This is a genomic window from Stutzerimonas sp. KH-1 (assembly GCF_054483855.1).
This window is the reverse complement of sequence record NZ_CM137011.1, coordinates 3,732,992-3,745,793: the sequence shown is the minus strand read 5'-3', so window position 1 is coordinate 3,745,793 and position 12,802 is coordinate 3,732,992. Positions and strand designations below refer to the sequence as shown.

At 63.9% G+C, this 12,802-nt stretch carries 9 protein-coding genes; all 9 read left to right on the top strand.

The features are described from left to right. The first annotated feature begins 7 nt into the window (after positions 1-7). The 9 genes from ACX1DW_RS18020 to ACX1DW_RS17980 are packed head-to-tail and all read left to right on the top strand — an operon-like array spanning position 8 to position 12,792. Positions 8-1,930 (top strand): PAAR domain-containing protein, encoded by a 1,923-nt coding sequence (locus ACX1DW_RS18020; RefSeq protein WP_458992062.1) that lies wholly within the window; start codon positions 8-10, stop codon positions 1,928-1,930. Continuing rightward, positions 1,927-2,565 (top strand): DUF2931 family protein, encoded by a 639-nt coding sequence (locus tag ACX1DW_RS18015; RefSeq protein WP_458992061.1) that lies wholly within the window; start codon positions 1,927-1,929, stop codon positions 2,563-2,565. The genes ACX1DW_RS18020 and ACX1DW_RS18015 overlap by 4 nt, the downstream gene beginning before the upstream one ends. Then, positions 2,552-2,914, top strand: a complete 363-nt coding sequence (locus ACX1DW_RS18010) for a hypothetical protein (protein WP_265661968.1) — start codon at positions 2,552-2,554, stop codon at positions 2,912-2,914. The genes ACX1DW_RS18015 and ACX1DW_RS18010 overlap by 14 nt, the downstream gene beginning before the upstream one ends. 55 nt (positions 2,915-2,969) lie before the next feature. After that, positions 2,970-4,760: a type VI secretion system baseplate subunit TssF gene (tssF, locus tag ACX1DW_RS18005; protein WP_458992060.1), complete on the top strand. Its 1,791-nt coding sequence runs from the start codon at positions 2,970-2,972 to the stop codon at positions 4,758-4,760. Beyond that, entirely contained in the window at positions 4,724-5,731 is a 1,008-nt protein-coding gene (tssG, locus tag ACX1DW_RS18000; RefSeq protein WP_458992059.1) for a type VI secretion system baseplate subunit TssG, read from the top strand. The genes tssF and tssG overlap by 37 nt, the downstream gene beginning before the upstream one ends. 5 nt (positions 5,732-5,736) lie before the next feature. Further along, positions 5,737-8,334 carry a type VI secretion system ATPase TssH gene (gene tssH / locus ACX1DW_RS17995; protein WP_458992058.1) on the top strand — a complete coding sequence of 866 codons (2,598 nt, stop codon included), beginning with the start codon at positions 5,737-5,739 and terminating at the stop codon, positions 8,332-8,334. A 10-nt stretch (positions 8,335-8,344) separates the two neighbouring features. After that, complete coding sequence (locus ACX1DW_RS17990; RefSeq protein ID WP_270054273.1) at positions 8,345-9,853, top strand: sigma-54 interaction domain-containing protein; 1,509 nt, start codon at positions 8,345-8,347, stop codon at positions 9,851-9,853. Positions 9,854-9,868: 15 nt separating this feature from the next. Beyond that, positions 9,869-11,947, top strand: coding sequence for a type VI secretion system Vgr family protein (locus tag ACX1DW_RS17985; RefSeq protein WP_458992057.1), 2,079 nt, complete (start codon positions 9,869-9,871; stop codon positions 11,945-11,947). Beyond that, positions 11,944-12,792, top strand: a complete 849-nt coding sequence (locus ACX1DW_RS17980; RefSeq protein WP_458992056.1) for a DUF4123 domain-containing protein — start codon at positions 11,944-11,946, stop codon at positions 12,790-12,792. Before ACX1DW_RS17985 ends, ACX1DW_RS17980 begins: the two co-directional genes overlap by 4 nt. The last annotated feature ends 10 nt before the right edge of the window (positions 12,793-12,802 follow it).

The following is a 12,802-nucleotide window of genomic DNA, read 5'->3' as shown; positions in this document are numbered from 1 at the left end:
ACAACGGATGTCCGGCAAACCTGCAGCCCGCCTCGGCGATCCTACCGCCTGCCCGAAGACCGGCCACGGCACCAACCCCATCGCCGCCGGCTCACCCGACGTGCTGTTCGACGGCCTGCCGGCCGCGCGCATGGGCGACGCCTCCGCCTGCGGCGGTGCGATGGCCAGCGCCGTGATCCCCAACGTGCTGATCGATGGCAAGCCGGCGGCGGTGGTGGGCAGTGTGGGGAACCACGGCAACGTCGTCACCGCGGGCTCGGGGACGGTGGTCATCGGCAGCAGCCACAACGCGGCGCCCTTCCTCGCGCCTGCCGCCCTTGGAATTGCCAAGGCAGCTACTGCGGCGGCCGCTGCTGCCGAGGCCTTTCGCTCATCTGAACCGATAGCCCGCGCCTGGCAGGAAGAGCCGGGTGACCTCGCGCCATTGGGCGTTGAAGAGGAAGACGAAGACGAAGAAGAGGAGCTGGTCGAGCAGCCGCAGCAACAGGCGCGTCAGGGCATCACCCTGCGAATCGGCGTGTTCTTCGACGGCACCGGCAATAACCTGGCCAATGCCGCCGTGACCGAAAAGTGTCGCCAGGACGACCTGACTCTGCTGGACGAGCGCACCCTCGGGGAGGTCGTCGAGTATTGTAGGGCGCATGGTTTCGGCGGTAGCGAAGGCAACGGCTTCTTTACCCAGACACCGGACAACAGCTACGGCAACGCGCCGAGCAACGTAGCGCGGTTATTCGACCTGTACCAGGACGATGCGACCCGGAGCCTGGCTAAGGACGAACGTAGCGCCAGCATCAAGGCGTATCTCGAAGGCATCGGCACCAGTAGCGGAGAAGAGGACTCGGCATACGGGCTGGCTACGGGCATGGGCGATACCGGCGTAGTGGCCCGGGTGATGCAAAGTCCGCAGAAGATCCAAGAGTCGCTGGATCGCCTGCTGGGTAATAACCCCAATCTGGAAATCGAAGGGTTGGAACTCGACATCTTTGGATTCAGTCGCGGGGCTGCCGCGGCTCGTCACTTCGCCAACGAAATACTCAAATCGGAAAGCGGCATGCTGGCGAATTTATTCAATGCGCAGGCACCTGGGTTTAGCGCGGAATTCGACTGGGCCACCAACGTTCAGATTAACTTCATCGGTCTGTTCGATACGGTGGCGGCTGTGGCCGACCCGTTGAGTTGGGACTTCAGCCCTGCGGACCACCACAATCCAGGTGTCAACCTGTACCTCCCGCCAGATTGCGCGCGCAAAGTGCTTCAGCTGAAGGCCCGTGATGAGATGCGCTGGAACTTCGCGCTCAATAGCGTGACCCCACATCATCAAGAGATAACCCTTCCCGGCGCGCACTCGGATATCGGTGGCGGCTATCTTCCAGTCGTTCAGGAAAAGGTGATCCTCAGTCGTCCGGTCAGTTCCACGGTACCCGCGGGTATACCCACTGAGCGTACTCACGCGTGGCGCGAAACCGAGCGCCAGTATGAAAAATGGAAGGCTCTCGGACTGCCGGAGGATCAGCTTAAAAAAGAGGTTCGCCGCATCCGCAAACTCCAACCCCGCGGTGTCAACCATCCGCCGGAGGATTGGGTGTTAGGCCTGGTAACTATTGACCGTCAGATACGCGGCGAGCTTTCACTGGTGTATTTACGTGTGATGCGGGAACTGGCGGCCGAACATGGGGTTCCGGTCAAAGCCGTTCCCGACACGCCGAGTTTGGCGATTCCGTTTGAGCTCCAAGACATTGCCAAAAAAATGATGGCCTATGCCAACGGCAGCCGATATGACCTAAACGAACACGAAGAGCATTTGCTCCGATCGCGGTATATCCACCTATCCGCGCACTGGAAGCCCACCAGCGGCCTGCTTATCAGCAAGCCAGCGCCCAATGTGCGCTTGGTCTACAACAACAAGCCACAGCAGGGCTATCCCGAATGAAAACTCTTGTTCTCGCTTGCGCAATCCTTTTGCTCAGCGGCTGCACCAGCAGCCAGGCTCAACCGAAACTCCCCTATAACGCCTGGTATGTCGGTGTATTCGCACCTGAACATATGGAAGTCTGGGTGGAAAGCGTGGATGTGATCGACCGCCGGGGGCTGGCCTACGAGCGCGTCAGTGGCGGGGTCCCGTCCTATACAGGCAAGGTCGACGGCTGGCCCAAGCACCCAGCGGGAGGCGCAGGCAAGGACCTGCCAGGCATCGACCTGCCGGAAATCGTATTTGTGCGCTGGCAGTCGTTCGTTGAGCCGCAGACCTACAACGTACGCATCAATATTCCCGAATGGGTGCGCAAGGAGATGCTTAAACCTCAGCGTGGCTATTGCCACTTTCAGGGCAAGTGGTTGGATGGACAATTTCGCAAAGACATAACCATCGGCTTGGCCCCGGGTGGCATCGCCAAGGCCTGGGTAGGCGGACCCTGCCTGCAGTCCATTGAGATTGGCCGCTTCGAGGCTGCAGTTAGCAAGCTAGGGCCGAGCCTTGGACAGAACGAGGGACGCTACGCCTATCCCCTCTCGGAAAAAGCCAAGGCCTATATCGAGCAACACGGGGTGCCCTATGGCTCGTGGTAAACCCTCCTCACGCTGCGCCCGCCTGGCTCTCGCCGCCCTCGCGCTGACATTGGCCGCCTGCACCAACACTTCCCCGCCGCCGCGCGAACTGGCCGGGCGCTACGAACTGGTCGGCGTGATGGAAATGGGCTCACAGCTGCTGCTCCAGGAACAGGGCACGTTCGAGGCGGTGCTCTACTACGGCAGCCTCGACATCCAGGGTCGAGGGCACTGGGCAATGGTGGACGGGCAGATCGAGTTGCGCGAACGCGGGCCGAGGGCCTTCTTCGACAAGATGAGGCTGAAGCCACACGGCAACTGCCTGCTCGTGAACATGGACACCTCCACGGGATGCTACCGCCGACGCTAGGAGCCCCGCCGCGCAAGCGCGCCGGACACGAAACGACAAGGATGAATCGTTAGACATGTCTTTCAACCATTACTACCAGAGCGAGCTCACCGCCCTGCGCCAGCTGGGCAAGCGTTTCGCCGAGCGCAGCCCGGCGCTGGCGCCGTTCCTCGGGCAGGCCGGGCGCGATCCGGATGTCGAGCGTCTGCTCGAAGGTTTCGCCTTTCTCACCGGGCGGCTGCGGCAGAAGCTCGATGACGAGCTGCCGGAACTGACCCACTCGCTGATGCATCTGCTGTGGCCGAACTACATGCGTCCGCTGCCAGCCTTCAGCATGCTGCAGTTCGATCCGCTGAAGCGCCCCGGCCCGGCATTGACGGTGCCGCGCAATACGCCAGTGGAATCCAATCCTGTGCAGGGCGTCAGCTGCTGCTTTCGTACCGCCTACGCCACCGAGGTGCTGCCTCTGGCGTTGCAGACGCTGGAGTATTCGGTCAAGGGCACCGGTGCGCTGCTCAGCCTGCGCCTGCAGATGAGCGCCGATGGCCATCTCGGCGAGATCGGCCTCAACCATCTGCGCCTGCACCTGGCAGGCGAGCCCTATATCAGCCAGCTGCTCTACCTGAGCCTGTTGCGGCATCTGGGCGGCATCGAGCTGGTGCCGCTGGACGCGCAGGGCAAACCGCTGACAGGTCCCGATGGCCGACCGCTGACGCCCTTGCAGCTCAACGCCAAGCAGGTCGAGCCGGTGGGATTCGCCGAGGATGAGGCGCTGATCCCCTACCCGCTCAATACCTTCCGCGGTTATCGCTACCTGCAGGAATATTTCGCCTTCCCGGACAAGTTTCTCTTCGTCGACATCAAGGGCCTGGAGATCATTCAGCGCATTCCGGACGACCTGCTCAAGCAGGCCCGCGGCCTGGAGCTACGCTTCGACATTCACAAGGCCGGCGTGCAACGCATCCGCCCGACGCTGGACAACGTGCGCCTGTACTGTACGCCGGTGGTAAACCTGTTCCAGCACGATGCCATCCCGATCCGCCTGGACGGCAAGCAGGACCAGTACCTGTTGCTGCCGGCCGAGTACGATGCACAGCAATGCGGGGTGTTTTCGGTGGATCGGGTCACCGGCTGGAAACCCGGCGGCATGGGCTACGAAGAGTACGTGCCGTTCGAATCCTTCGAGCATGACCCCAGCTTCGATGTGCCGGTGGCGCGCCCGCACTACAGCGTGCGCCAGCAACCTTCGCTGCTGGGCGAAGGCCAGGAAACCTGGCTCAGCTTCGGCCTGCGCAACCTCGACCAGCACGAGACGCTGTCCATCGAGCTGACCTGCACCAACCAGAACCTGCCGCGCCAGCTGAAGCTCGGCGACATCTGCAAGCCCTGCGAAGACACCCCGGAATTTCTCAGCTTCCGCAATATCTCGGCGGTCACCCCGAGCTACGCGCCGCCGCTGCAGCGCGACTATCTGTGGAAGCTGATCAGCAACATGTCGCTGAACTACCTGTCGCTGGCCAACGTCGAGGCGCTCAAGGTGATCCTCGAGACCTACGACCTACCACGCTATTACGACAAGCACGCCGAGAACGTCAGCCGGCGGCGCCTCGGCGGCCTGACTCACATCGCCCACCAGCACGTCGATCGCCTGCATCGCGGGCTGCCGGTGCGCGGCGTACGTACCGAACTGACCATGAACCAGGACGGCTTCATCGGTGAGGGCGATCTGTTCCTCTTCGCCTCGGTGCTCAACGAATTCTTCGCCCTCTACGCCAGCCTCAACTCGTATCACGAGCTGCGCGTACAGAGCACACAGGGAGAGGTGTACCAATGGACGCCGCGCATGGGTCAGCAACCGCTGCTCTGAGACCGCTCAACCGCGGCATCCGCGAGTACAGCCTGTTCCAGGGCGTGCTGCTGGTGCTCGATCGCCTGCGCCAGCTCAATCCCGGGCTGGATGACGAGGCGCTCTACGAGCGCCTGGAATTCCAGGCCAACCCGAGCCTGGGCTTTCCCGGCAGTGATATCGAGCAGGTGCAGTTCTTCCAGGAGCACGGCGAGTGGCGCGCCCGCCTGCGCATCAACCTGGTCAGCCTGTTCGGCGCCGGCTCGCCGCTGCCGGCCTTCTACGGCGAACAAGCGCTTGGCGACAGCGAAGACGGCAACCCGACCCGCGACTTCCTCGACCTGTTCAACAACCGCCTGCAGCGCCTGCTGCTGCCGATCTGGCAGAAGTACCGATACCGCGCCAGCTTCACCAGTGGCGCCCATGACCCCTTCTCGGAGCAGCTGTTCGCCCTGGTCGGACTCAGCGGCGAGGCCATCCGCAGCGCGCCGGAGCTGAACTGGAAGCGCCTGCTGCCCTATCTCGGCCTGCTCAGCCTGCGCGCGCACTCGGCAGCATTGATCGAATCGGTGCTGCGCTACTACTTCAAGCACGCCGAGTTGAACATCGAGCAATGCCTGGAGCGCCGGGTGGAAATCCTCGGCGAGCAACGCAACCGGCTCGGGCTGGCCAACAGTCAGCTGGGCGAAAGCCTGGTGCTCGGCGAGCGGGTCCGCGACCGCGGCGGCAAGTTCCGCATCCATATCCGCCAGCTGGACTGGAATCGCTTCCACGAATTCCTGCCCATCGGCAGCGGCTACCAGCCGCTCTGTGCGCTGGTGCGCTTCACGCTGCGCGATCCGCTGGATTACGACCTGCGCCTGGAGCTTCGCCCGGACGAGATCCGTGAGCTACGCATCGGCGCCGACAACAACTGCCGCCTCGGCTGGACCAGCTGGCTCGGACGCGACCGCGCCGACGGTCTGGTCACCCTGGGCAGCAAGACTCATTAAGGAAGATGAAAATGATCAACGTCGACTTACAGCAACTGGTGCAAGCCCTGGATGCCCCCAGTAAACAGGATCTGGAAGGCGCAGCCGAACGCTGCGTGATACGTGGCGGCAGCAAGGTTCTCGTCGAGGACCTGCTGCTCGGCCTGCTCGAGCGTCCCGATGGACTGCTCAAGCGAGCCTTGCTGGATGCCGAAGTCGATACCGGCGCACTGGCGCAGGCGCTGCAACCGCGAGGCGAGCGCAGCGAATCGCGCAACCCGGTGTTTTCCACCGAACTGGTGCAATGGCTACAGGATGCCCTGCTGGTGGCCAGTCTGGAACTCGGCCAGAGCCAGATTGACCAGGCCGCACTGATTCTCGCGCTGCTGCGCAATCCGCTGCGCTATGCAGGCAGTCATTACCAGCCATTGCTGGCCCGGCTTGATGCCGAGCGCCTGCGCGACTTCGCCCTAAGCCAGCAGCCTCAAGGCAGCACTGGCAAACCTGCTGCCGGTGGCGAGTCGAACCTGGCGCGCTTTACCCACAACTTCACCCAACAGGCCCGTGACGGCAAGCTCGATCCGGTGCTCTGCCGCGACTCGGCGATCCGCCAGATGATCGACATCCTCGCCCGGCGGCGAAAGAACAATCCAATCGTGGTCGGCGAAGCTGGGGTCGGCAAGACCGCCATCGTCGAAGGCCTGGCGCTGCGCATCGTCAGCGGGGAAGTGCCTGCGGCGCTGAAGGGCGTCGAGCTGCTCTGCCTGGACCTCGGCCTGCTGCAAGCCGGTGCCAGCGTGAAGGGCGAATTCGAACGCCGCTTGCAGGGCGTGATCGACGAGGTGAAGGGCTCAGCCAAGCCGATCATCCTGTTTATCGACGAGGCGCACACGCTGATTGGCGCCGGCGGCCAGGCCGGTAGCGGCGATGCGGCCAACCTGCTCAAGCCGGCACTGGCACGCGGCGAGCTGCGCACCATCGCTGCAACGACCTGGAGCGAGTACAAGAAATACTTCGAGAAGGACCCGGCACTGGCCCGGCGCTTCCAGCCGGTGCAGCTGCACGAGCCGAGCGTTCCGGAAGCCGTCACCATCCTGCGCGGGCTGGCGCCGGTCTACGAAAAGAGTCATGGCATCTACCTGCGCGATGATGCGGTCACGGCCGCCGCCGAGCTGTCGGCGCGCTACCTGGCCGGCCGGCAGCTGCCGGACAAGGCCGTCGACGTGCTGGATACCGCCTGCGCGCGGGTGCGCATCAGCCTCGCCGCTGCGCCCGAGGCGCTGGAACGCCTGCGTGGTGAGGTCGCCGAAGGCGAGCGCCAGCGTGAAGCCATGCGCCGCGATCTGGCCGCCGGCCTGCCGGTCGACGCGTCTGTCCTCGAGCGACTGGAGCAACGTCTGCTCACGGCGGGAGACGAAATCGAGCAGCTCGAATCCCGCTGGACCAGGCAGCGCCAGCTCGCCGAGCGCCTGCTCGAGCTGCGCAAACGCACCGCCGAAGCCCGCAGCGATGCAAACGAGGACGGCGAGACCCCATCGCTCGATGAGCTCGAGTCCGAGCTACGCGCCGTACAGGCCGAACTCGCCGTAGCCCAGGCCGAGCAGCGACTGGTCAGCCATGAGGTCTGCCCGCGCCTGGTGGCCGAGGTAATCAGCCACTGGACCGGTGTGCCGCTGACGCAGCTGGCCCGGGAGCACAACGCCCAGGTCGCCAACTTCGCCGCTGATCTGCGCGCCCGGGTGCGCGGTCAGGAACAGGCCGTGGAAGCGCTGGATCGTGCCATGCGCGCGGCAGCGGCCGGGTTGAACAAGCCCGACGCTCCGGTGGGCGTGTTCCTGCTGGTCGGCCCCAGCGGCGTCGGCAAGACCGAGACCGCCCTTGCCCTGGCCGACCTGCTGTATGGCGGCGAGCGCTTCCTCACCGTGATCAACATGTCCGAGTTCCAGGAGAAACACAGCGTTTCCCGCCTGATCGGCGCGCCTCCAGGCTATGTCGGCTACGGCGAAGGCGGCATGCTCACCGAAGCGGTGCGGCAGAAACCCTACTCGGTGATCCTGCTCGACGAGGTGGAGAAGGCCGATCCGGATGTGATGAATGTCTTCTATCAAATCTTCGACAAGGGCGTGGCAAATGACGGCGAAGGCCGCGAGATCAACTTCCGCAACACCCTGATCCTGATGACCAGCAATCTCGCCAGCGAGCGCATCGCCAGTTTCTGCACCGCGGGACAGCGACCGGCGACCGAGGATCTGGAACTGGCCATCCGTCCGCAGTTGTCGCAGCACTTCAAGCCGGCCCTGCTCGGGCGCATGCGTGTGGTGCCCTACTACCCGATCATCGGCGAAGTGCTCGACGAGCTGGTCGCGCTCAAGCTGGCACGCTTCGGTGAGCGGTTGCAGCGTCGCCAGCTGCAGTTCAGCCATTGCCCGGCGCTGGTCACGCACCTCTCCGAGCGCTGCGGCGACAGTGATAGCGGTGCGCGCCTGATCGACCACCTGATCGAGCAGCACCTGCAACCGCTGGTCGTAGACCGCCTGCTCGCTGCCATGGCCAATGACGAGCCGCTGCAGCAGGTGCATGCCACGCTGGATGGCAACGGTGCGCTGGTCTGTGAGTTCGCCTGAAATGTCTGCGATGTTCAATCAGGTGCCACAGCCGCTGCGCTATGCCGAGGCCCTGCTGGGCCGTTTCGCCGGGCTGGCGCGCGCGGCGAATGCCGACAGCCTGCTCGGAGGGCTGGTGGAAACCGCGGCGCAGCTGAGCGATTGCCAACTCAGCCAGCTCTATCTGCTGGACGCCACCCATACCCGCCTGACGCTCTCGGCCGAGTGGCACAACGGCCTATTGCAACCACGCGAAGCCACCAGCCTGCCGAGTGATTACAACGGTGAACAGCTGTTGCAGTACTGCCTGTGCCAGAACCAGACCCTTTGCCTCAGCGAACTGGACAGCAATCTGCACGCTTCGAGCTTCCTGCCGGACAGCCCGGCCCCCTGGCGCAGCCTGCTCTGCCTGCCACTGCAGGACGAGCAGCAGCGCGTCGCCGGCCTGCTGCTGACGGCCAGTACCGAATCGCGCGAGCTGCACGGCTTCAGCGGTTCGCTGGCCCAGCTCGGCGCCTTCGGCCTCGCCCAGCTGCATCTGCTCCAGCGCCTGCGTACACCCGGGAGCACCGCGCCGCCCGCCGCACCGGTCAGCCCCTGCGCCAGCGGTTACGGCCTCATCGGCGACAGCTCGCGCATGCGTGCGGTCTACCAATTGATCGGCAAGGTGCTGCACAGCCCGGTCAACGTGCTGCTCACGGGAGAAACCGGCACCGGCAAGGAACTGGTGGCGCGCGCCATTCACGATTGCGGGTTTCGCCGCAGCAAGCCCTTCATCGTGCAGAACTGCGCTTCGCTGCCTGAGCAGCTTTTGGAAAGTGAGCTGTTCGGCTACCGCAAGGGCGCCTTCACCGGCGCCGACCGCGACCGCAGCGGCCTGCTCGATGCGGCGAACGGCGGCACGCTGTTTCTCGACGAAATCGGTGACATGCCATTGCTGCTGCAGGCCAAGCTGCTGCGCGTGCTGCAGGAAGGCGAAGTGCGCCCGCTGGGCTCCACCGAAACTCACAAGGTCGACGTGCGCATCGTCGCCGCCACCCACCGTGACCTGCGCAGCCAGGTGGAGAACGGCCTGTTTCGCGAGGATCTGTTCTACCGCCTCTCGCACTTCCCCATCGAACTGCCGCCGCTGCGCGAGCGTGAAGAGGACATCCTGCGCCTGGCCCGGCATTTCGCCGACAAGGCCTGCGCGTTTCTCCAACGCGATCTGTGTCGCTGGTCCGACGCCGCGCTCGAGCGTCTGGCAGGCTATGCCTTCCCCGGCAACGTGCGGGAGTTGAAGGGTCTGGTGGAGCGCGCCGTGCTGCTCTGCGAGGGCGGTGAGCTGCTGCCGGAACACTTCAATCTGCATGTGGAAGCAAGCCTGGACAGCAGCCTGAACCTGCGCGAACGCATGGAGCGGGTCGAACGCAGCCTGCTCATGGATTGCCTGCGCAAGAACGGCGGCAACCAGAGCCAGGCCGCCCGCGAACTCGGCCTGCCGCGGCGCACGCTGCTGTATCGCATGGAACGGCTGAATATCAGCCCGGCCGATCTCTAAGGAAGGAAAGACGCCATGTTCAACCCAGCTAACCAGGCCCACTTCACGCTTTCCCTCGAAGGCGTCGAGCACGACTTCAAGGTCCTCGAATTCCGGGGCCGCGAGGCCATCAGCCAGCCCTATCGCTTCGACCTGGAACTGGTCAGCGAGCGCCCCGATCTGGATCTGGAAAGCCTGCTGCATCGCCCGGCCTTCCTCGCCTTCGCGCCGGATGGCAGTGGTGTTCATGGGCTGGTGCATCAGGCGGCCCAGGGTGAATCCGGCAAGCGTCTGACCCGCTATCGCCTCACGCTCGTGCCGCAGCTGGCCTACCTCGCCCATCGCACCAACCAGCGCATCTTCCAGCACCTGACGGTGCCGCAGATCGTCGCCCAAGTGCTTGAGGAACACGGTATCCAGGCCGATGCCTACCGCTTCGGGCTTGGCCCGATGATCTACCCGCCGCGCGAATATTGCGTGCAGTACGACGAGACCGACCTGCACTTCATCCAGCGCCTGTGCGAGGAAGAGGGCATCCACTATCACTTCCAGCACGACGGAAACGGTCATGTGCTGGTCTTCGGCGATGACCAGACGGTCTTCCCGAAGCTCACTGCCACCGCCTATCAGCAGGACAGCGGCCTGGTTGCCGACCAGCCGGTGATCAAGCGTTTCGGCCTGCGCCTGGAAACCCGTACCAGCCGGGTCACGCGCCGCGATTACGATTTCGAGAAGCCACGTCTGAGCATGGAGGCCGCGTTCCACAGCGATTTCCAGCCGGATCTCGAAGACTACGACTACCCCGGTCGCTTCACCGAGCGCACCCGCGGCAAGCACCTGTCGCAACGCGCCCTGGAACGCCACCGCCACGACTACGAGCTGGCCGAAGGCGAGAGCGACCAGCCGAGACTTGCGAGCGGACATTTCCTCCCGCTCACCGAACACCCGCGCAGCGACTGGAACCAGCTCTGGCTACTTACCGAAGTGCTGCACGAAGGCAAGCAGCCGCAGGTGTTGGAGGAGTCCGTCACCAGTCATGTCGATAGCGGTGACGGCTTCGTCCAGGGCTACCGCAACCACTTCAGCGCCACGCCCTGGGACATCCCCTTCCGCCCGCTATTAAACCATCCGAAGCCGAAGATCCTCGGCAGCCAGACCGCCGTGGTCACCGGCCCCGCCGGCGAAGAAATCCACTGCGACGAGTACGGCCGCGTAAAAGTCCAGTTCCACTGGGATCGAGAAGGCCAGGCCGACGACAAGACCAGCTGCTGGCTACGCGTCTCCTCCAGCTGGGCGGGTGACCGCTATGGCGGCATCGCCATTCCGCGGGTCGGCATGGAAGTGCTGGTGACCTTCCTCGAAGGCGATCCCGATCAACCGCTGGTGACCGGCTGCCTGTACCACAAGGAGCATCAGGTCCCCTACGACCTGCCGGCGAACAAGACCCGCACGGTGTTCAAGACCCTGAGTTCCCCCGGTGGGGGCGGCTACAACGAACTGCGCATCGAAGACCGCAAGGGCGCCGAACAGATATATATCCACGCCCAGCGCGACTGGGACGAGAACATCGAGCACGACCAGAAGATCCGCGTCGGCCACGAACGCCACGACACGGTGGAGGCCAACAGCTACAGCGAATTCCGCGCCGAAGAACACCGCACCACCCACGCCGACCGCAAGACAGAAATCCGCGCCAACGACCACCTCACCGTGGGCAACAGCCAGCATCTGAAGATCGGCACCGGCCAGTTCGTCGAGGTGGGCAATGAAATTCACTACTACGCCGGCAGCAAGGTCGTCATCGACGCTGGAATGGAACTCACCGCCTCAGGCGGCGGCAGTTTCCTCAAGCTCGACCCCAGCGGGGTGACGCTGAGCGGTGCGACCATCAAGATGAACTCTGGCGGCTCGGCTGGCACCGGTTCAGGCGTGAACGTCATCTCTCCTCGGATTCCTTGGGCAGCCGACCAGGACAAGGCCGGCGCTAAGCCCAAGCTCGCGCTGGCCAATACCCAACTGCAGCTGGCGCGCAAGGCCCGGCAAATTGCCGCCAGCCGTTGCCCGATCTGCGAAGCGTGCCGGGCGGGGATGTGTGAAGTTGGAGGCGGCCGATGAACGACAGGGTCGAACACTGGCTCAGCGAGCAACAAACCCAGCGCCGGCAGCTGCTGCTCGTTATCGACAGCCTGGCAGAGCCCCCGCCGCTGCCCCGTCTGTTCTCAGCGGACCTGGTGCACAGCTACGCCAGCCTCTATCAGGGGACCGAGGTCGCCGAAATGGCCGACGTCGGCCCTTGGCTGGTAATGCTGAACGAGCCGAATCTCATGCAGCTAGGTTCGCTGACCGATGCACCGGAGCAGAACTGGGGCTGGCTCGCCAGCGTCGACCAAGCTGACATGGCTGTGCTCACACAACACTGGCAAGCCCGCATCTTTGACGATGAACAAGGGCAACGTTCGCTGTATCGATTCCAGGACAACCGCATCGTCGCGCGTCACCTCGGCGAACTGGATGCGTCCCAACGCCCTCTGCTGCTTGGCCCACTGGCCAGCGTGCTCTGCTGGGATGGTCAGGACTGGCAGGGGTTCGATAACGAGCTGCCAGGGGAGTACCGCGAGCCCTTCAAAAAACCTTGGTTGTCCATCCCAGAGCCAGAGCAGGTACAACGTGCTGTGGCACACCACAACCTCGAGTTGTGGCTATGGCAGACCCACACGCAGGCGACCAATCGGCTCGCCGAAACTCAAGTGGTGAGTGACTGGCTGGACCATCAACTCGACAAAGCGAAGGAATGGCATTGGCACAGCGAGCCGCAACTGCACTTTCTGCTCCGCTACCAGCTCGACCCCGAACTGGCCGATCACCCGGTCTGGCTACCAGCCGAACGGGAAACACCGGAAGCCCATTATTCACGAGTCAGCTCAGCGCTGGCTTCAAGCTTTTCTGCACAGGACTGTTGAGATGACGTCC

What these genes read in the sequence shown, in the direction of transcription:
- ACX1DW_RS17980 (WP_458992056.1), top strand. Translation starts at nt 11,944, where the DNA reads ATGAACGACAGGGTCGAACACTGGCTCAGCGAGCAACAAACCCAGCGC.
- ACX1DW_RS17985 (WP_458992057.1), top strand. Translation starts at nt 9,869, where the DNA reads ATGTTCAACCCAGCTAACCAGGCCCACTTCACGCTTTCCCTCGAAGGC.
- tssG (WP_458992059.1), top strand. Translation starts at nt 4,724, where the DNA reads ATGGACGCCGCGCATGGGTCAGCAACCGCTGCTCTGAGACCGCTCAAC.
- ACX1DW_RS18015 (WP_458992061.1), top strand. Translation starts at nt 1,927, where the DNA reads ATGAAAACTCTTGTTCTCGCTTGCGCAATCCTTTTGCTCAGCGGCTGC.
- ACX1DW_RS18020 (WP_458992062.1), top strand. Translation starts at nt 8, where the DNA reads ATGTCCGGCAAACCTGCAGCCCGCCTCGGCGATCCTACCGCCTGCCCG.
- ACX1DW_RS17990 (WP_270054273.1), top strand. Translation starts at nt 8,345, where the DNA reads ATGTTCAATCAGGTGCCACAGCCGCTGCGCTATGCCGAGGCCCTGCTG.
- tssF (WP_458992060.1), top strand. Translation starts at nt 2,970, where the DNA reads ATGTCTTTCAACCATTACTACCAGAGCGAGCTCACCGCCCTGCGCCAG.
- ACX1DW_RS18010 (WP_265661968.1), top strand. Translation starts at nt 2,552, where the DNA reads ATGGCTCGTGGTAAACCCTCCTCACGCTGCGCCCGCCTGGCTCTCGCC.
- tssH (WP_458992058.1), top strand. Translation starts at nt 5,737, where the DNA reads ATGAAAATGATCAACGTCGACTTACAGCAACTGGTGCAAGCCCTGGAT.